Genomic DNA, 19,295 nt, shown 5'->3' on the forward strand with positions numbered 1-19,295 from the left:
CCGGTGCGGCCGCGTTCACCCCGTGCCGTCGAGCAGGTGGGAGATCTCTCATGCCGAACCCTGAACCCCTCCACCCCGACGCCCCGTTGGACCCGGAGCTGGTGGCCCTGCTGGTCGAGGCGGCCGGCGCGCCGCCCGACTGGGCGCGCCACGTCACCCCGGACGCCCGACTGGACGGCGACCTGCTGCTGGACGAGGCCGAACTCGCCGACCTGTCGCTACGGCTGCGCGAGCGCTTCGGTCCGCGGGCCGACCTGGCCGCGCTGCGCACCGGGCTGGACCTGGCCGCCCTGGAGGCCCTGACCGTCGCCGACCTGCGGCGACTGCTCCCCGAGGAGGACGCGCGATGACCCGGTTCCTGCTGGTGATGCCGCCGTTGACCGGCCACGTCAACCCGGCCGCGGGCATCGCCGCCGAGCTGACCGCACGCGGCCACCAGGTCGCCTGGACCGGCACCGAGTCCGTACTGCGCCCACTGCTCGGCCCGCACGCCGAGGTGCTCGGCACCGGCACCCGGGCGTTCCGGGCCCAGGGCGGGCACGGGCTGGCCGCGCTGCGCACGCTCTGGGAGGGCTTCATCGTCCCGTACGCGCGGTTCACCGCGAAGCCGCTGGACGCGATCGTGCGGGAGTGGCGGCCGGACGTCCTGCTGGTCGACCAGCACACCCCGGCGGGCGCGCTGGTCGCGCACCGGCACGGGCTGCCGTGGGCGTCCTTCGCGCCGGGGGCGATGGAACTGGGGCGCCCCTACCGGGCGTTGCCGCAGGTCGAGGCCTGGATGGCCGGGCTGCTGCGCGGGCTGTGGGAGCGCGCCGCGCTGCCTCCGGAGGAGTACCTGGACCCGCGCTTCTCCCCCGCCCTGGTGCTGGCGACCACCGGTCCGGCGCTGACCGGTTCGGCCCCGCCGCCGGAGCACGCGCTGGTCGGGCCGGTGCTGTCGGTACGGCCGCACGACCCGGACTTCCCGTGGGAGCGGCTGCTGCCCGGCCGGCGGCGGGTGCTGGTCACCATGGGCACGCTGGCCGGCGAGCTGGGCGCGGACTTCCTGGCCCGGTCCGTCCGGGCGCTGGAGCTGTGCGGCGACGACGTGCAGCCGGTGTTCGCCGCGCCGCGCGGGCTGCTGCCCGAACTCCCGCCCCGGGCCGTGGCGGTGGACCGGGCGCCGGTGCTGGAGCTGATGGCGCGCGGCGAGCTGGACGCGGTGCTCTGCCACGGCGGGATGAACACCGTGGGCGAGGCGCTGGCGCACGGCCTGCCGCTGGTCACCGCGCCGATCCGGCACGACCAGCCGGTCGTGGCCGGCCAGGTGGCGGCGGCCGGCGCGGGGCTGCGGGTGCCGTTCGCGCGCGTCGCGCCGGAACGGCTGGCGGGCGCGCTGCGGGCCGTACTCGACTCCACGGAGTACCGGCGGCGGGCGGTTCAGGTCGGCGCGGAACTGCTGGCCGGGGGCGGTGCGGTGGTCGCGGCGGACCGGCTGGAGGCGCTCGGCCGAACGGGCCCGGGCCGGCGCCCTGTAGCAGACCGGGAGACCGCACGTCCATTGGTCTAGGCCATTGTTTCCGGGGCGGGGTTCGCCCTAGGGTGTCGCAGCGGCACCGCCCTCCGCAGGTGCCGGGCCCCGCCTTCCCAGGTGCCGTGGCAGCCCATCCCCGCACGGGAGTTCCCGTTGATCGAGACCACGGGACTGCGCAAGTCCTACCGCAAGAAGACCTCCCGCCGCGGCGGCGACGACACCACCGTCGACGCCGTCCGCGGCATCGACCTGTCGGTCGCCGCCGGCGAGATCTACGGCTTCCTCGGCCCCAACGGCGCCGGGAAGACCACCACCCTGCGCATGCTGGCCACCCTGATCCGCCCCGACGGCGGACAGGCCGTCATCGCCGGGGCCGACCTGTTCACCGACCCCGCCGGGGTCCGCCGCCGGATCGGCTATGTCGCCCAGGGCGGCGGCACCACCGACAACGTCAGCGCCCGCGAGGAACTGGTGCTCCAGGCCCGGATGTACGGCGCGGCCAAGGCACAGGCCGGCCAGGCCGCCGCCGACGCGCTCAAGGCCTTCGACCTGACCGGGTTCGGAGACCGCCCGTGCGCCACCTACTCCGGCGGCCAGCGCCGCCGGGTGGACATCGCGCTCGGGGTGATCCACCAGCCGCGGGTGCTGTTCCTGGACGAGCCCACGGTCGGGCTGGACCCGGCCAGCCGGGCGTACGTCTGGGAGGAGATCCGCCGGCTGCGCACCGAGGGCATGACGGTGGTCGTCACCACCCACTACCTGGACGAGGCCGACGCGCTCTGCGACCGGGTCGCCATCGTCGACCACGGCCAGGTGGTGGCCGAGGGCACCCCCGAGGCGCTCAAGCGCGAGATCTCCGGCGACGTCGTCCTGGTCGGGCTGGACGCCGCGGAGGCCGCCTTCGAGCGCGCGGCCGCGGTGCTGCGCCCGCAGCCGTACCTACACCGGCTGGAGCAGAACGGCGACGAGGGGCTGCGGCTGTACCTGGAGGACGGCGCCGCCGCCATCCCCCAGCTGCTGCGCGCGCTGGACGCGGCGGGCCTGACGCCCGGCACCGTGCAGCTCCAACGGCCCAGCCTGGACGACGTGTTCCTGGCCCGCACCGGGCGCTCGCTGCAGCAGTCCTGACCCCGCACCGGGCGCCCGCCGCAGCAGTCCCGGCCCGCAGCGGCCGCCCGCCGCAGCAGTCCCGACCCCGCACCACCCGGACCCGCACCACCCGGCCCCGCACACCTCCCTGGGGAGACCGTGAAGCTCGCCCGCGACACCTGGCTGGTCTTCCAGCGCCAGCTGCTGCTCATGATCCGCACCCCGATCTGGATCGCCGTCGGCATCATCCAGCCCGTGTTCTACCTCCTGCTGTTCGCCCCGCTGCTGAAGAAGGTGCTCGCCTCGGAAGGCGCGCGCAGCTACGCCGACGTCTACCAGGTGTACGTACCGGGCCTGTTGGCGGTGCTGTGCATCTTCGGCGGGCTGTACACCGGCTTCAGCCTGCTCGGCGAGCTCAGGTCCGGCATCATCGAGCGCTCGCGGGTGACCCCGGTGAGCCGGCTGGCGCTGCTGCTCGGGCGGGCGATGCGGGAGATGGTGGCGCTGCTGGTGCAGGCCGTCCTGATCACCCTGATCGCGCTGCCGTTCGGGCTGCGGGTGAGCCCGCTGAACCTGCTGCTCGCCTACCTGCTGCTGGGCCTGCTGGCGCTGATGACCTCGGCGATCTCCTTCGGCATCGCGCTGATGGTGCCGACCGACGCGGCGATGTCGCCGGTGGTCAACACCATCGCGCAGCCGATCGCGCTGCTGTCCGGGGTGCTGCTGCCGCTCACCCTGGCGCCGGAGTGGCAGCAGCAGGCGGCCAGGTGGAACCCCTTCTACTGGGCGGTGGAGGGCATGCGCGCGCTGTTCTCCGGGCACGCCGGGGACGACGTGGTCTGGCAGGGGCTGCTGGTGGTCACGGTGATGACCGTCCTGGCGGTGTACTGGTCGGCCCGGCTGTTCTCCACCCGGGTGCGCTGACGGACGGCACGGAGGGGCCCGGCTCGCGATGAGCCGGGCCCCTCCGTCGTCCCCGTCGCGACCTCAGGCGGTCAGGAAGGCCGCCAGCTTCGCCACGCCGTCGATGATCTGCGCCTGCGTCAGCGAGCTGACGGACAGCCGCAGCCGGTGCTCGCCGCCGCCCGCCGGGTAGAACGGCGCCATCGGCGTCCAGAGCACCCCGTGGTCGCGCGCGCAGCGCTCCATGGCCGCCTCGTCGGCGACGAACGGCACCGTCAGCACGGCGAAGAAGCCGCCGTCCGGCCGGGTCCAGGAGATGCCCAGCCGGCGCCGCACGGAGGCCGGGAAGTGCCGGTCCAGCTCCCGCAGCAGGGTGTCCATGCCCGCCGCGTAGTGGGCCGTGGCAGGGGCGTTGGCGGCCCGCAGGCGGCAGTCGTGGGTCAGCAGCATGCCGCCGATGACGGCCTGGCTGAGCGCGGGCGTGTTGACCGTCGTCATGCTCTTCAGCTTGGCCAGCTCGTCCGCGAGCAGGCTGCGCCGCCCGTCGGGGCCGGCCACCTCCTGGTCGGCGACCACGTAGCCGAGGCGGGCCCCGGGGAAGCAGGTCTTGGCGAACGAGCCCAGGTAGACGACCTGGCGGCGGCGGTCCAGCGCCTTGAGGGTGGGCCGCTGCCCCGGGGTGCGGGAGAAGAAGCCGTACGGGTTGTCCTCGACGACGAGCACGCCCTCCTCGGCCGCGGCCTCCAGCAGCCCGGTGCGGGCCGCGACCGGCATGCTGGTGCCGGAGGGGTTGGCGAAGTCCGGGACGACGTAGAGGGCGCGCGGACGGCGCCCCTCGGCCCGCACCGCGCGGGCGGCGGCGCGGACCGCCGCCGGGTCGGGGCCGCCGTCCGGGCCCTCGGGGACGGGGCGGACGGTCAGGTCGAGCAGCCGGGCGGCGCCGGTGACGCCGACGTAGCAGGGCGAGCTCACCAGCAGGACGTCGTCCGGGCCGGCGCACAGGGCGCGCAGCGTCAGCAGCATGCCCTCCTGGGCGCCGACGGTGACCACCACGGACCCGGGGTCGACGGTCAGGCCCTCGTCGTTGGCCAGCGCGCGGGCGACCAGGTCGTTGATGAGGCCCTTGGTCGGGCCGTACTGGAACAGCGCGGTGCGCACCGCGTCCCGGCCGAGGCCGCGGTCGGCCAGGTGGGCGAGGTAGGTCTCCAGGTAGGCCGGGACGTCCTCGGGCTCGAAGAAGCCCTCGTAGGGGCGGCCGGGGGCGAAGGAGACGGCGTCCGGGTAGCGGGTGGTGACCTCGTTGAGGAAGGTCATCGCGTCCAGCAGCGGATCGGCCAGGGAGGCGTGCAGGTCGTCCAGTCGGAGGTCCGCCGCGGCGCCTCCCGGAGCGGGCGGAGCCGTCACCGCAGCGCCTCCCGGAGACAGCCGGCCGCGAAGGCCTGGGCCTCGGCGGCGTCGTCCAGGGTGCCGGTCATGGCGAAGAAGCCGTGCGGCATGCCCGGGTAGCGGCGCAGCTCGACCGGGACCCCTGCCGCGCGCAGCGCCTCGGCGTACTGCTCGCCCTCGTCCCGCAGCGGGTCGTACTCGGCGGTCAGCACGGTCGCGGGCGGCAGGCCGGCCAGGGTGGCGGCGCGCAGCGGGGAGGCGTACGGGCTGGCGCCGTCGCCCCGGTCGGCCAGGTAGTGCCCCCAGTACCAGTCCACCGAGCGGCGGTTGAACAGTGCCGGGTCGTCGTGGTCGCGCAGCGACGGGGTGTCGGCGCCGTGGTCGGTGTTGGGGTAGACCAGCAGCTGGTGGCGCAGGGCGGGGCCGCCCTCGGCACGCAGCAGGAGGGTGAGCGCGGCGGCGAGGTTGCCGCCGGCGCTGTCGCCGGCGACCGCGATCCGGTCCGGGTCGACGCCGAACTCCTCGGCCCGTTCGACGAGTTGCAGCAGTGCGGCGCGGCTGTCGTGGAGCGCCGCGGGGAAGGGGTGCTCGGGGGCGAGCCGGTAGCCGACGGAGGCGGTGACGCAGCCGACGGCGTTGGTGAGCCGGCGGCAGATCGCGTCGCTGGTGTCGGGCGAGCCGAGCGTCCAGCCGCCGCCGAACAGGTAGAGCAGGGCGGGCAGTCGGCGGCCGGGCGGCTCGGGGCGGTAGAGCCTCAGGGCGAGTTCGCCGCCGGGGCCGGGGACGCGGTGCTCCTCGACGGCGGCGACCGGCTCGGGCGTGCCGGCCGCCGCGCGGATGTCCGCGAGGTCGGCGGCACGGGCCTCGGCGAGGGTGAGGGTGTAGAGCGGCGGGGTCCCGCTGCTCGCGCGCCGGGCGCGCAACGCCTCGGCCTGGGGGTGCAGGGGCATGGGCGGATCCGTTCGGTGCGCGGGGCTCGGCGGCGGGTTCAGCAGTCTGCCTCGACGTACACGGTCTCGTCGGTGCGGAAGGCCGTGTCGAGGTCGGCGACGTCCGGACGGGCGCCCTGCCGGTAGGCGCACGGACGGATGCCGTCGGGGTCGAAGCCGGCCCGGGTGAGGACGTGCCGCAGCTCGTCCAGGTCGTAGATCCACTGGTGCCCGAAGTACCGGAAGATCTGGTTCACCAGGAAGGCGGGGCGCTCGGGCATCGGCGGGCCGAAGCCGAGGGTGGTCAGCCGGCGCCGGTGCTTGCCGAGGAAGCCGTCGCCGGTGGCGTAGCCGACCAGGTAGCGGGCGAGGTCGGGGGTGGTCAGGCGCAGGACGCCGCCGGGGCGCAGCACCCGGCGGGCCTCGCGCAGCCAGCCGACGGCGACCGGCATGGTGACGTGCTCGATCAGGTGCTCGGCGTACACCCAGTCGACGCTGGCGTCGGCGAAGGGCAGCGGTTCGGCGATGTCGAGCTGCGTGAACCAGCGGTCGCCGTCGACCCGGTAGAGGGTGCCGGGCGCGGTGGCGGCGTCGGGGCTGCGCAGGGTGGCGAGGTCGGTGCCGAGGCCCTCCGGGTGGGCGGTCCGGAAGGCGGCGAACTCGATTCCGGTGATGCCGAGTTCGCGCAGGCCCTGGTGGTCGCGCGGCAGCCCGCCGGGGTGCGCTTCGAGCGTGTCGCAGGTGGCGACCTGCTCGCTGAAGGCGTCCAGCCGGGGAGCCAGCCCGTCCGGGTCGTCCCAGTCCCAGCCCGGGAATCGTTCGTTCTGCTCGGTCATGTGTCGGACCTCCATGGGGGAGAACGCGGTTCGGGTACGGCGCGGTTCAACGGCGGTGCGGTTCAACTGCCGCGTGGTTCAACGACTGCGTGGTTCAACAGCCGCGCGGTTCAATAGCCGTGCGGGGCTCGGGCCCGGCCGGTCGCGCGGGGGTACGGGTTCAACGGCCGCGCGGGGGGCCAGGGTTCAGCGGGCCGGGCAGGGCCAGGGCACGAGGACCGTACGGTCCAGGTCGGCGAGCCGGGGGCGGCCCAACAGAGCCATGGTGTGCTCCAGTTCCTCGCGCAGCAGGTCGAGCACCCGGTGCACCCCGGCCTCGCCGTCGGTGGCCAGGCCCCAGAGCGCGGGGCGGCCGACCAGCACGGCGCGGGCGCCGAGGGCGAGGGCGATCGCGAGGTCGGTGCCGCTGCGCACGCCGCCGTCGAAGAGCACCGGCAGTTCGGCGGGAACGGCGTCGACCACCTCGGGGAGGGCGGCCAGGGCCGGCATCGCACCGTCGAGTTGGCGGCCGCCGTGGTTGGAGACCAGGACGGCGTCGACGCCGTGCTCGACGGCCAGCCGGGCGTCCTCGGCGGTGAGGATTCCCTTGAGGACCAGCGGCAGCCGGGTGCGTTCGCGCAGCCAGGCCAGGTCGGTCCAGCTCAGTGCGGGGTCGAACTGTTCGCGGGCGTGCTCGGCGATGCCCGAACGTCCGGCGGTGGCGCGGTGGCTGGCGGCCGTCAGGGCCTGGTCCAGGTTGACCGCGCGGACGGCCGACGGGACGGCGAAGCCGTTGCGCAGGTCGCGCAGCCGGCGGCCGATCCTGGGGGCGTCCACGGTCAGCACGAGCGCGCCGTAGCCGGCCGCCTCGGCGCGTTCCACCAGGGCGGCGAGGACGGCACGTTCGCGCAGCCAGTACAGCTGGAGCCAGAGCGGGCCGGTGGCGGCCGCGGCGATCTCCTCCAGCGTCCGGCTGGCGAACATGCCGGCGACCAGCAGGGCGCCGGCCCGGCCGGCGGCGCGCGCGGTGGCGGTCTCCCCCTCCGGGTCGACCAGCCGGTGGTAGGCCATCGGGGCGATGCCGAGCGGGAGGCTCAGCGGTGCGCCGAGCAGGGTCAGCGCGGGGTCGCAGGCGGAGACGTCGACCAGGGTGCGCGGGCGCAGCGCATGGCGTCCGAACATCTCCCGATTGGCCGTCAGGGTGCGTTCGGCGCCGCTGCCGCCTTCGATGAAATCCCAGATTTCCGGTGGGAGTTGGGCGTGCGCCGCACGCTCGATCCCGGCCAGCGTGAGAAGTCCCACGGGCATTCCTCGTTCCAGGACGGCCACACGCGGGCCGGTCCTGCTTCGGCAGCGTAGGAGCAACGACCACATTGGTATAGACCTTGATTTGACCAAACGTCTGTGCCATGGTCTGGCCACGGAATTGGCCGTTCGGATTTGTTAACGGCGTTCATGTCAAAATCCCCTCACTTGTGTGGAGCCGCGTTGACCGGCTTTCTCCCCTCCGTACTTCCGCCTGCCCTCCTGCCGCACTCCGACGCCCCGGACTCCTGGGTCGACCGGCTGCTGCTGGCCGGACCCGGCGGCGAGGAGTGCCTGCGCCTCGGCGCACCGCTCGACCGGGACGCCCTGCGCGCCCTGGTCGAGGAGCAGTCCGAACGGCTGTCGGCCGCCGGGCTCGGCCCCGGCGGGACGGCGGCGCTGCGGCTGCCGCCCTCGGTGGCGTTCGTCGCGGTGCTGCTGGCGTGCTGGCGCCTCGGCACCCAAGTCGCCCTGCTCGACCACCGGTTGACCGACCACGAGATCGACGCGGCGGTGGCCCGGCTGGCCCCGCAGGTGCTGGTAGGCTCCGCCCATCGGTCGGCGGCGGCCCTGCGCGGCTTCTCCGAAGTCGAGCCGGTGGCCGTCCCGCTGGCGGACGGGCACCCGGCCCGCACCGGACACGCGTTGATCCAGCTCAGCTCCGGATCCACCGGTCCGGCCAAGGTCATCGCCCGCACCGCGGCCGATCTGCTGCGCGAACTCGACTGCTACCGAAGGCTGGTGGAGTTCCCCCGCGAGGGCGAGCGGGTCGTCCTGCTCTCCTCGGTGGTGCACGTGCTCGGCCTGGTCGGCGGGCTGCTCAACAGCCTGCACGCCCGGGTCGCGCTCACCGTGCCGGAGCGGATGACGGCGGCGGGCATCCTCGCCGAGGTCGCCGCGAGCGACCGGCCGACCACCGTGATCGGGGTGCCCTTCCACGCCGAACTGCTGGCGGGGGCGGTCGCTCCCCCGCCGCTGCCCCGGCTGCGGCGGATGGTCGTGGCGGGCGAACTCGTCCGCCCGGGACTGCCCGCGCTGTTCACCGAACGGTACGGCGTCCCGCTCGGCACCATGTACGGCATGACCGAGACCGGGGTGATCGCCACCGACCTCTCCGGTACGCTCCACCCTGCCAAGCGGCCCGTGCACGGCATGCGACTGCGCCTGGTGAAGGGCGAGTTGCAGATCGGCACGGAGTCCTCCCCGTACCCCGGACTGGACGATCCGACCCGCTGGTCCGACGGCTGGCTGCACACCCGGGACGCGGCCGAGCTGGCCGCCGACGGCCCGGTCACCGTGCTCGGCCGACTGGACTCCCAGGTCTCGATCGGCGGCCTGAAGGTCGACCTCACCGAGGTCGAGCAGACGCTGACCGCGCTGCCCGACGTCCGCGAGGCCGTGGTGGTCTTCGACGGCGGCGCGATCGAGGCCTACCTGGCCACCGAACCCGGGACCGACCTCTCCTCCGTCCAGGACGGGCTGGCCCGCCGCCTGGCCGCCTACAAGCGGCCGCGCCGGCTCGCCCGACTGGACCGCCTCCCCCGCACCGCCACCGGAAAGCTGCTGCGCGACCCGGCCGCCCTGCGCGCGACCGCGACCGCCGGCTGACCGCGCCCACCGGCGCGCGGGCCGCACCCGGCCGCGCCCCGACCCCTTCGCGCCCCGACCCCTTCGCACCACCACCCCGACAAGGAGCCCACCATGCAGGACCGCATCCGCGCCTTCGTCCTGGCGGCACTCGCCGAGATGCAGTACGACGTCTCCGAGGTCACCGGGGACACCGACCTCGGCCCGGCCGGGCTGGACCTCGAATCGCTCGCCCTGGCCGACCTGTCGGTGCAGGTCGAGGACGAGTTCGGGATCAAGTTCGACCTGGACGAGATGGAGACCACCGCACTGATGACGCTGGACGAGTTCACCGGCGACGTCGCCCGCCGGGTCGACGCCCTCGCCGCCACCTCCGGCAGCGCCGCGTGACCGGCTCCCCGCTCCCCGACGCCCTGCCGGACCGGGCCGAGGTCCTGACCATGCTGGCGGCGTTCGGGCAGCGCGCCGTCGACACCGTGCCCGAAGACCTCGGGTCGCTCGAACTCACCTGGCTCGTCGCCGAGTTCGAGCAACGGTACGGACTCCAGCTGGACCTGGACGACGACCGCTTCGGCGCGGTGCGCACCGTCGACGACGCCACCGGGCTGCTGCGCGAGGCCGTCCTCGCCGACCGCGCGGGCGCCCGGCCGTGATCCCCGGGGGCACGGGCTCCGGCCCACCAGGCCGGGCGGCCGACCGCCCGGTGGTCACCGGTGTCGGGGTGCTCAGCGCCGCCGGGCGCGGGCTCGCCGCGCTCACCGAGGCCGCCACCCACGGCAAGGCCCTGTCCGGCCCGGTCACCCGCTTCGACGTGAGCGCCCGCCGCACCACCCGGGCCGCGCTGTTCCCCGACACCGTGCCCCTGGCCTGCACCTTCCCCCTGGCCAGGGCCGTGCTCGACGCGATCAGCCAGGCCTGCGGGCAGGCCGGGCTGACCGCCGCCGAGGGCGCCGGACTGCCCGTCCTGCTCGCCCTGCACAGCGACGAGCGCACCCGGGCGACCGCCGACGCGGTGGCCGCCGGGGTCCGTTCCGGGTGGGGCGCGCCGGGTGTCACCCGGGTGTACAACGGCGCCTGCGTGGCCGCCTCGACCGCCGTCGCCGACGCGGCCGCCCTGGTCGCCGCCGGGCGGCACGAGCGGGTCCTGGTCGCGGCCGGGCACCTGGTCGGACCGGGCGTCTTCGCGGTCTTCGACGCCGGACGGGCGCTCGCCCGGGACGGCGAGGCCCGCCCGTTCAGCGCCGGCCGCACCGGCACCCTGCTCGCCGACGCGGCCGCCGCCGTCCTGGTCGAGTCCGCCCCGGCCGCCGAACGGCGCGGCGCGCCCGCGCTCGCCCGGCTGGCCGGCTGGGGCCGGGCCGGGGACGCCCACCACGTCTGCCGCCCGGAACCGGAGGGCGACGGGACGGCCCGGGCGATCGGTGCCGCGCTCACCCGCGCGGGCGTCGATCCGGCCGAGGTCGGCTACGTCAACGCCAACGGCACCGGCTCGACCCTCGCCGACCGGGCCGAGGCCCGCGCCCTGCGGCGGGTGTTCGGCCCGCACACCGACCGTCTGCCGGTCAGCTCCAGCAAGTCCGTGCACGGGCACGCCCTGGAGGCCTCCGCACTGCTCGAACTCGCCGTCACCATCGGCGCGTTGGGAACCGGCCTGCTCCCGGTCAACGCCGGCTGGCTCGGCCCCGACCCGGACCTCGCGCTGGACCTCGTCCTGGACGGCCCGCACGCCGCCAGGCCGCCGTACGCCCTCAGCCTCAACTCCGCCTTCGGCGGCGCCAACACCGCCCTCCTGCTGGCCCCGGGATGACCGCCACCGCCATGACCACCGCCGAGAACACCCCTGCCGACCACACCCACGGACTGCGGATCCTCGCCGAGGCCCGCCGCCCCGCACCCGGCCTGGACGGGCCGCCGCCACCGCTGCCCGGCTTCGCCTCCTCCGCCTTCAACCCGCTGGTCGCCGACACCGCCGAGCACTGCCTGCGCGCCCACCACGGCGAACCGCCCGCCCCCGGACGGACCGCCCTGCTGCTCGCCAGCGCGAGCGGCGACCTCGACACCGCGCGGGCCATCGAGCGCAGCGCCGAACCCGGACAGCGGACCGGCCCGCTGCTGTTCTTCCAGTCCAACCCCAACGCCGTCCTCGGGCACGTCTCCGCGCGCTGGGGCCTGACCGGCCCGATCGTGGCGATCTGCCCGGCCGAGGCCGAACCCGGCGTGGTCCCGGCCGAGGCGTTCGAACTCGCCGCGCTGCTGCTCCAGGACGGCGACGCCGATCTGGTGCTGGCCGTGGCCGTCGAGCAGACGCCCGACGGGGACCTGGCCGCGGCCGTCCTGCTCGCCGGTCCGGCGGCGGGGAACCGGCCGGACTGACCCCTCCGAACCCTCCGACCGGACCGAACCGCCGCCCGAACCGCCACCCGGACTGAACCCCGCGACCGCCCCCGGCCGTAGGAACCATCGAGGCCCGGCGCCTGACGCAGCCGCACCCGGCACACCAGCGCCCCCGCCCGTCCCCGCCTCGCTCCCGGCACCCGCCGCCCGAGCGACCGACCGCACGCAGCCCGCCACTCGCCGCACGCCATTCGCCGCACGCCGCCCGAGCAGCCGACCGCACCCGCCGCCCCCGCGCGGCCGACCGACCCTGCCACCCGATCAGCCGCCCGGGCCGTCCATCGGCCCCGAGGGAGGGATCCACCCCCGTGACCATCCGCAGCCTCCGCACCCAGCTCGCGGACGACCCCGACGTGGGCGCCGGCAACGTCCTCACCGCCCGGATCGCGCTCGGGCTCGACCTGGACGTACCGCTGCTCAGCTTCGACACCCCGGTGGACGACCACCCCGCCTGGCAGCCGTTCACCCTGCGCGAGCTGGACCGCGCCGTCCGGGCCCGCGCCGCCGCGCTGCACGGCCTGGGCATCACCCGGCGCGACCCGGTGGTGGTGTACGCGAGCGACGCCGCCGACCACGTGCTCGCCTTCCTCGCCCTGGCCCGGCTCGGCGCCGTCCCCGCGCTGCTCAACCCCAACCTGGACGGCGAGCGCGCCGCCCGCTACATCGCCCGCCTCGGCGCGGCCGGCGTCCTCGCCGACCCCGCCCACCTGGCCGCACTGGCCGGCCACGACCCGGGCGCGCCGCTGCTGCCCGAGATCGCCACCCTCGGCGCCGGCGACCCGGACGCCGCCCCGGAGCCGTACCGGCACTGGTCCGGCGACCCGGTGGCGATCACCCACTCCTCCGGCACCACCGGCATGCCCAAGGCCGTCGTCCACTCCCACGCGAGCCTGTACGCCGCGATCCGCCACCGGCTGCGGCTGCCCCGCCCGCAGGGCCAGGACCGGATGCTCAGCGCGCTGCCCGCCCCGCACGCCGCCACCCTGATCGCGCTCAACCTCGCGCTCAGCTCGCACACCGAACTCGCCGTGCTCTCCCGGCAGTCCGGCGACGGCGTGCTGGAGGCCGTCGAGCGGTGGCGGCCCACCGGGGTGATCGGCTTCGCCGCCACCTGGGCCGACCTCGCCCGGCACGACCTCGCCACCCGCGACCTGACCTCCGTGGCGCTCTGGTGGAACACCGGCGACTGCGCCCACGAGGTGCACATCCGCCGCCTGATCGCCACCGGCAGCCGGGAGACCGTCACCCGGGCCGGCCGCACCCGGCTGCCCGGCTCGCTGTTCGTGGACGGCCTCGGCTCCACCGAGATGGGGCACTCGCACTTCTTCATCACCCACGGCCCCGGCACCGAGCGCTACGGCCGCTGCGTCGGCCGCCCGCACGCCTTCGTCGACTGCGAGGTGGTCGGCCCGGACGGCGAGCCGCTCGGGCCCGGCGAGGTCGGTGAACTCGCCACCGCCTCACCGACCCTGGCGCTCGGCTACTGGAACGACTCGGCCACCACCTTCCGCACCCGGCTGCGCGGCCGCTTCCTCACCGGGGACCTGATGTACCGGGACGAGGAGGGCTACTACTACCACGTGGACCGGGCCGTCGATTCGGTCGAACTCGGCGGCGGCAAGCGGCTGTTCACCGCGATGTCGGAGGAGCGGGTGCTGGCCGCCTGCCCGGACGTGCTGGACTGCACGGTGGTCGCGGTCCGGGACGGCGAGCGCGTCGTCACCGACGTGCTGCTGCTCCTCGTCTCGGACGCCGACCCGGCCGCGGACCGCACCGGGGCGGTCGTCGCCGCCCTGGACGAGGCCGCCGCCGCGACCGTCCGCAAGGTGCTGGTGGTCTCCCCCGACGACATTCCGCTCGGCCCGACCGGCAAGGTCCGCAAGGTCCTGCTGCGGGAGACCCACCTCGCGGCGGTGGGCGCATGAGCGAGCGGAGTGTGCGAGCAGGCGAGCGGGGCGGGCGCACGACCCCGCGCCCCGGCGCCGTCGTCACCGGCATCGGCCTGGTCTCCCCGCTCGGCCGCAAGCCCGCCGAGGTGTTCGAGGCGCTCACCGCCGGCCGCTCCGGCCTGCGCGCCGTCCCCGAGGGCCACGCCGCACACGGCTGGCTGCCCGCCGCCGGGCTCGCCCCCGCCGTGGACGGCCGGGAGGTGCTGCCGCCGACCGAGACCCGCTGCGTGGACCGCTTCGTGCTGCTCGCCCTGGCCGCCGCCGACGACGCGCTCGCCGACGCCGGACTGGCCGTCGGCCGGGACGCCGACCCGCACCGCACCGCCGTGGTGCTGGCCACCGGCGGCGGCGGACTGGAGACCTTCGAGCAGCAGTCGCACCGCCGGCTGGAGCGCGGCCGCCCCGGCGTCAGCCCGTACCTGCTGCCCGGCATGCTCTCCAACATGGCCGCCGCCCGGATCGCCATCAAGCACGGCATCCGGGGCTACAGCTCCGCCGTGGTGACGGCCTGCGCGGCCGGCGCCCAGGCGATCGCCGAGGGGCTGCGGCTGATCCGGGCCGGCGACGCCGACGTGGTGGTGTGCGGCGGCACCGAGTCCTCGCTGCACCCGACCATCGCCGCCGCCTTCACCAACGCCCGTGCCCTGGCGCAGGGTTGGGACGACCCCGAGCAGGCCAGCCGGCCCTTCGACGCCCGCCGCAACGGCTTCGTGCTCGGCGAGGGCAGCGCCGTCCTGGTCCTGGAGCGGGCCGAGCACGCCGAGGCGCGCGGCGCCGCCGGCTACGCGGACGTCCTCGGCTGGGGCGCCTCCACCGACGCCCACCACCCGACCATGCCCCGCCCGGACGGCACCGGCGCCGCCGACGCGATGCGCGCCGCGCTCGCCAACGCGGGCCTGGCCCCGGGTGACATCGACTACGTGAACGCCCACGGCACCGGCACCAAGCTCGGCGACGTGGCCGAGACCGCCGCGCTGCGCGCCGTCTTCGGCGCCGAGCCGCCCGCGGTCAGCTCCACCAAGGGCGCCACCGGCCATCTGCTGGGCGCCGCGGGCGCGTTGGAGGCGGCGGTGACCGCCCTGGCGGTGGCCCGGGGGACGCTGCCGCCCACCCTCAACCTGACCGACCCCGACCCGGCCTGCGACCTGGACCACGTCCGGGGCGCCGCCCGGACCGTCCCGGTGCGCGCCGCGCTGAGCAACGCCTTCGCCTTCGGCGGCCACAACCTCAGCCTGATCCTCGGCCCGGCCTCCACCCGGACCGCCCGCTAGCGGTACCGCCGACAGCCGCCGTCCGACTGCCGCCACCCGACCGCGGTCGCCCGCCGCGCACCGCCGCGCGGCGCCGGCGCGCCCCGATCCTCGATCCACCATCCCTCCCGGGGGGAGATCCCGTTGTCCATCCAGACCATCACCCACGTCGAGTTCCACTGCGCGGACGCCGACAAGACCGCGGCCGGACTCAGCGCCGACCTCGGCTTCACCGCCGACGCCCCGGCCACCGCCCCGGACGGCTCCCGCACCATCGGGCTGCGCCAGGGCACCATCCGGCTGCGGCTGACCTCCGCCGCCGACCCGGAGCACCCGGTGGCCGAGTACGTCACCCGGCACGGGGACGGCGTCGCCGTCCTCGCCCTCGGCTGCGCCGACCCGGCGGCCGCACTGGAGCGGGCCGAGCGGCACGGCGCCCGGGTGCTCGACCGGGCCGGCGCCCTGATCGAGGGCTTCGGCGACACCGCGCTGCGCCTGGTCCCGCTGCCGGACGCCGAGGCCACCCCGGAGCCCCGCCTGCTGGACGGCCTCGACCACGTCGCGATCTGCCTGCCGGCCGGCACGCTCGCGGAGGCCGTACGGTTCTGCGAGGACGCGCTGGACTTCCGCACGATCTTCGAGGAGTACATCGAGGTCGGCGAGCAGGCGATGGACTCCAAGGTGGTGCAGAGCGCCTCCGGCGGCGTCACCTTCACCCTGATCGAGCCCGACACCGCCCGCCGCCCCGGCCAGATCGACGAGTTCCTCGCCGCCCACGGCGGGGCCGGCGTCCAGCACCTCGCCTTCAGCACCCGCGACATCGCCGGCGCCGTCCGGACCGCCCGGGAGCGCGGCGTGGAGTTCCTGACCACGCCGGACGCCTACTTCGACGCCCTGGCCGACCGCTTCGGCGAGACGGCCATCCCGGTGGCGACCCTGCGCGACCTGCACGTCCTGGTCGACCAGGACCACGGCGGCCAGCTGTTCCAGATCTTCGCCCGCTCGACCCACCCCCGGCGCACCTATTTCCTCGAACTGATCGAACGGCAGGGAGCGGGCACCTTCGGCACCGCGAACATCAAGGCCCTCTACGAGGCCGTCGAACGGCACGGCCCCGCCGCCGAGGACCGGCCCGCCCCCGCACAGCCGAAGCAGGCCCGGCCGACGGCCGCCGCCCCCGCGTTCCGGCTCACCGAGGCCGAGCGCGCCCTGCTGCCCACCCCCGACGAGGTGGCGCACTACCGCGAGCACGGCTGGTACCTCTCCCGCAGGCTCTTCAGCGACGAGGAGCTGGACACCCTCCAGGCCGCCACCGAGGCGTACTACGCCGGCCACCGGGACCGCGAACTGCCCGTCCGGCCGCCCCGGTTGGCCTCCTGGCGGCCCGAGGACGGGCCGGTCCAGCGGCACAACGACTACGTGCACTACGAGAGCGACGCGATCGGCGCGATCCTGCGCAAGCCGCTGGTCGGCGCGGTGGCCGCGCTGCTCGCCGGCTCCGCGGAGATCCGGGTCTTCCAGTCGACGCTCATCTACAAGCCCCCGGTGCCCGAGGAGCCCAGCAACCGGGTGCCGTGGCACTTCGACAAGCACTACTGGCAGACCTGCGGCTCCGAGGAGATGCTCACCGCCTTCATCCCGTTCCACGACTGCCGCGAGGAGAACGGCACCATCACCATGGTCGACGGCAGCCACCGCTGGCGGGAGCTGCCCTCCGGCGAGGACTCCACCCGGCACTTCGCCGACCGCGACGGCTCCGAGCTGGAGTCCATCCTGGCCGCCAACGCCGCCCACAACGGGCAGCGGGTGCGCAAGGTCCCGATGCTGATCCCGCGCGGCCACATGTCCTTCCACCACTGCCGCACCTACCACGGCAGCGGCCCCAACCTCGCCTCCTTCCCGCGCCGGGCGGTCTCGCTGCACCTCCAGGACGGCGCCAACGAGTACCGCCGACACGACCGGCCGGACGGCGAGCCGGTGGTGTACAACCACGACGTGCTGGTGGGCCGGACGGACGACGGCCGGCCGGACTACGCCGACCCGCGGTTCTGCCCGACGGTCTGGCGGGGACGGCCGTGACCGCTCCCGCGCACCCGGCCGGCGAGGGCGCCGCACTGCCCGGTGGCCCCGCCCCGTTGGACACCCCCGCCGAACGCTACCGGATGCTGCGGCTGATCCGCGGCTTCGAGGAGCTGGCGCTCGGCCTGGTGAAGTCCGGCGCGATCCCCGGCGGCATCCACCCGTACATCGGGCAGGAGGCCGTCGCGGTCGGCGTCTGCTCGGCGCTCGGCCCGGGCGACCGGCTCGCCAGCACCCACCGCGGCCACGGCCACGTGCTCGCCCGGGGCACCGCGCCGCACCGGCTGCTCGCCGAGCTCCTGGGGCGGGTCGGCGGATCGAACGGCGGCCGGGGCGGCTCCATGCACGCCGCCGACTTCTCGCTGGGCATCCTCGGCGCCAACGGCATGGTCGGCGCCGGTGCCCCGATCGCGGTCGGCGCGGCCTGGGCGGCTGTCAACCCCGGACGGACGACGGCCGAAGGGCCGGAAACCGAAGGGCCGGGAACCGACGGCCCGGAGGTCGGCCGGTGCCCGGTCGCGGTGGCCTTCTTCGGCGACGGCGCGCTCAACCAGGGCGTCCTGCTGGAGTCGCTCAACCTCGCCGCGATGTGGCGCCTGCCGGTGCTGTTCGTCTGCGAGGACAACGGCTACGCCACCACCCTGCCCGCCGCCACCGCCGTCGCGGGCAGCGCCACCGGCCGGGCCGCCGCCTTCGGCATCCCCGCCGAGGAGGTGGACGGCATGGACACCGAGGCCGTCCGCACCGCCGCGCTGCGCGCCGTCGAGCGGGCCCGCCGCGGCCGCGGCCCGGGCTTCCTGGCCTGCCGCACCTACCGCTACGAGGGCCACCACACCATGGAGCGCCGGATGAAGCTGCGCTACCGCTCCCCCGAGGAGGTCGACGCCTGGCGCGAGCGCGACCCGCTCCCCCGGGCCGCCGCCCTGCTCGACCCGGCGACGGTCGCCGAGCTGGACCGCTCGGTGGCCGAACAGCTCGCCGCCGCCGAGGAGTTCGCGCTCGCATCGGAGCACCCGGACCCGGCGGGCGCACTGGACCACCTGTACGCCGACGGGCTGCGGCCCCGGGCGGGGGCGACGCCGTGACCAGGCTCTCGTACACCAAGGCGCTCAACCGGGCGCTGGCCGACGAACTCGCCGCCGATCCGGCGGTCTGCGTCTTCGGCGAGGACATCGGCGCCGGTCTGGCCGGGCCGACCCTCGGCCTGCTGGACCGCTTCGGGCCGGGCCGGATCGTCGACACCCCGCTCTCCGAGCAGGCCTTCACCTCGATGGCGGTCGGCGCCGCGCTGGCCGGCCGGCGCCCGGTGCTGGAGTTCCAGATCCCGTCGCTGCTGTTCCTGGTCTTCGAGCAACTCGTCAACCAGGCCCACAAGTTCTCGCTGATGACCGGCGGCCAGGCCACCGTCCCGCTGACCTGCCTGGTGCCCGGCTCGGGCTCCCGGGACGGCTGGGCCGGGCAGCACTCCGACCACCCGTACAGCCTGTTCGCGCACGCCGGGGTGAAGACCGTGGTGCCCGCCACCCCGACCGACGCCTACGGGCTGCTGCGCTCGGCGATCCGCGACCCGGACCCGGTCGTGGTGTTCGCGCCCGCCGCCGCGATGCCGGTGCGCGAGACCGTCACCTGGGACCTCGTCCCCGTCCCGCTCGGCCGGGCCCGGATCCACCGGCCGGGCAGCGACGTCACCGTGGTCGCCCTCGGGCACCTGGTGCACGACGCCCTCGCGGTGGCCGAGGAACTGGCGCCGGAGGTCTCGGTGGAGGTCCTCGACCCGCGCACGGTGTACCCCTTCGACTGGCAGGCGCTCGCCGACTCGCTGGAGCGCACCGGCCGCCTGGTCGTCCTGGACGACTCCAACCGCAGCTGCGGCTTCGGTGCCGAGGTGCTGGCCACCGCCGCCGAGGAGATGCGCCTGGTCGCCCCGCCCCGACGGATCACCCGCCCGGACGGCGCCGTGCTGCCCTTCGCCCCCGCCCTCGACCGCGCCGTCCAGCCCGGCCGCGAGCAGCTGCGGCACGCGCTGGACCTCGTGCTGAAGCACCGCTGACCGACCGCGCCCCGACGCGGCGCAGCCCCCGCGCACCTCGCGCACC

Annotated in this window: 18 protein-coding genes; 14 read left to right on the forward strand and 4 right to left on the reverse strand. The window is 75.7% G+C overall.

What is annotated here, in order from left to right; genetic code table 11:
* Positions 1-50: 50 nt before the first annotated feature.
* The 4 genes from ACWDD9_RS12515 (at position 51) to ACWDD9_RS12530 (ending at position 3,526) form a co-directional block, all read left to right on the forward strand.
* Entirely contained in the window at positions 51-350 is a 300-nt protein-coding gene (locus ACWDD9_RS12515; RefSeq protein ID WP_449811572.1) for a hypothetical protein, read from the forward strand.
* A complete protein-coding gene (locus ACWDD9_RS12520) occupies positions 347-1,549 on the forward strand; it encodes a glycosyltransferase (protein ID WP_449811573.1) in 1,203 nt (400 codons plus the stop codon). The genes ACWDD9_RS12515 and ACWDD9_RS12520 overlap by 4 nt, the downstream gene beginning before the upstream one ends.
* Positions 1,550-1,666: 117 nt before the next feature.
* Positions 1,667-2,641: an ATP-binding cassette domain-containing protein gene (locus ACWDD9_RS12525; RefSeq protein WP_049653828.1), complete on the forward strand. Its 975-nt coding sequence runs from the start codon at positions 1,667-1,669 to the stop codon at positions 2,639-2,641.
* A gap of 120 nt (positions 2,642-2,761) precedes the next feature.
* Complete coding sequence (locus ACWDD9_RS12530) at positions 2,762-3,526, forward strand: ABC transporter permease (protein ID WP_074004870.1); 765 nt, start codon at positions 2,762-2,764, stop codon at positions 3,524-3,526.
* Between the two features lie 63 nt (positions 3,527-3,589).
* Here the strand turns inward: ACWDD9_RS12530 and ACWDD9_RS12535 are convergent, their stop codons facing one another.
* The 4 genes from ACWDD9_RS12535 to ACWDD9_RS12550 all read right to left on the reverse strand — a co-directional run bounded on the left by ACWDD9_RS12535 (position 3,590) and on the right by ACWDD9_RS12550 (position 7,943).
* Positions 3,590-4,909 carry an aminotransferase-like domain-containing protein gene (locus ACWDD9_RS12535; protein ID WP_449811574.1) on the reverse strand — a complete coding sequence of 440 codons (1,320 nt, stop codon included), beginning with the start codon at positions 4,907-4,909 and terminating at the stop codon, positions 3,590-3,592.
* A complete protein-coding gene (locus ACWDD9_RS12540) occupies positions 4,906-5,841 on the reverse strand; it encodes an alpha/beta hydrolase (protein WP_074004872.1) in 936 nt (311 codons plus the stop codon). Before ACWDD9_RS12540 ends, ACWDD9_RS12535 begins: the two co-directional genes overlap by 4 nt.
* 38 nt (positions 5,842-5,879) lie before the next feature.
* Entirely contained in the window at positions 5,880-6,656 is a 777-nt protein-coding gene (locus ACWDD9_RS12545; protein WP_074004873.1) for a class I SAM-dependent methyltransferase, read from the reverse strand.
* Between the two features lie 186 nt (positions 6,657-6,842).
* A complete protein-coding gene (locus ACWDD9_RS12550) occupies positions 6,843-7,943 on the reverse strand; it encodes an alpha-hydroxy acid oxidase (RefSeq protein WP_449811575.1) in 1,101 nt (366 codons plus the stop codon).
* A 180-nt stretch (positions 7,944-8,123) separates the two neighbouring features.
* On the opposite strand from ACWDD9_RS12550, the gene ACWDD9_RS12555 reads away from it, so the two are divergent.
* The 10 genes from ACWDD9_RS12555 (at position 8,124) to ACWDD9_RS12600 (ending at position 19,249) form a co-directional block, all read left to right on the forward strand.
* On the forward strand, positions 8,124-9,548 hold the full coding sequence (locus ACWDD9_RS12555) for a class I adenylate-forming enzyme family protein (RefSeq protein ID WP_449811576.1): 1,425 nt from the start codon (positions 8,124-8,126) through the stop codon (positions 9,546-9,548).
* Between the two features lie 93 nt (positions 9,549-9,641).
* Positions 9,642-9,917: an acyl carrier protein gene (locus tag ACWDD9_RS12560; protein WP_049653814.1), complete on the forward strand. Its 276-nt coding sequence runs from the start codon at positions 9,642-9,644 to the stop codon at positions 9,915-9,917.
* Positions 9,914-10,180: a hypothetical protein gene (locus tag ACWDD9_RS12565; protein ID WP_074004875.1), complete on the forward strand. Its 267-nt coding sequence runs from the start codon at positions 9,914-9,916 to the stop codon at positions 10,178-10,180. The genes ACWDD9_RS12560 and ACWDD9_RS12565 overlap by 4 nt, the downstream gene beginning before the upstream one ends.
* Positions 10,177-11,334: a beta-ketoacyl synthase N-terminal-like domain-containing protein gene (locus ACWDD9_RS12570; RefSeq protein ID WP_449811577.1), complete on the forward strand. Its 1,158-nt coding sequence runs from the start codon at positions 10,177-10,179 to the stop codon at positions 11,332-11,334. Before ACWDD9_RS12565 ends, ACWDD9_RS12570 begins: the two co-directional genes overlap by 4 nt.
* Positions 11,331-11,900: a beta-ketoacyl synthase N-terminal-like domain-containing protein gene (locus ACWDD9_RS12575; RefSeq protein WP_449811578.1), complete on the forward strand. Its 570-nt coding sequence runs from the start codon at positions 11,331-11,333 to the stop codon at positions 11,898-11,900. Before ACWDD9_RS12570 ends, ACWDD9_RS12575 begins: the two co-directional genes overlap by 4 nt.
* Positions 11,901-12,229: 329 nt before the next feature.
* Positions 12,230-13,846, forward strand: a complete 1,617-nt coding sequence (locus ACWDD9_RS12580) for a class I adenylate-forming enzyme family protein (RefSeq protein ID WP_449811579.1) — start codon at positions 12,230-12,232, stop codon at positions 13,844-13,846.
* Positions 13,843-15,141, forward strand: coding sequence for a beta-ketoacyl-[acyl-carrier-protein] synthase family protein (locus tag ACWDD9_RS12585; protein ID WP_449811580.1), 1,299 nt, complete (start codon positions 13,843-13,845; stop codon positions 15,139-15,141). The genes ACWDD9_RS12580 and ACWDD9_RS12585 overlap by 4 nt, the downstream gene beginning before the upstream one ends.
* A gap of 123 nt (positions 15,142-15,264) precedes the next feature.
* Positions 15,265-17,199, forward strand: a complete 1,935-nt coding sequence (hppD, locus tag ACWDD9_RS12590; protein ID WP_449811581.1) for a 4-hydroxyphenylpyruvate dioxygenase — start codon at positions 15,265-15,267, stop codon at positions 17,197-17,199.
* Positions 17,196-18,284: a thiamine pyrophosphate-dependent dehydrogenase E1 component subunit alpha gene (locus ACWDD9_RS12595; RefSeq protein WP_449811582.1), complete on the forward strand. Its 1,089-nt coding sequence runs from the start codon at positions 17,196-17,198 to the stop codon at positions 18,282-18,284. Before hppD ends, ACWDD9_RS12595 begins: the two co-directional genes overlap by 4 nt.
* Positions 18,281-19,249, forward strand: coding sequence for an alpha-ketoacid dehydrogenase subunit beta (locus ACWDD9_RS12600; protein ID WP_416873816.1), 969 nt, complete (start codon positions 18,281-18,283; stop codon positions 19,247-19,249). The genes ACWDD9_RS12595 and ACWDD9_RS12600 overlap by 4 nt, the downstream gene beginning before the upstream one ends.
* Positions 19,250-19,295 lie beyond the last annotated feature (46 nt).

The organism is Kitasatospora sp. NPDC001119, assembly GCF_053598475.1.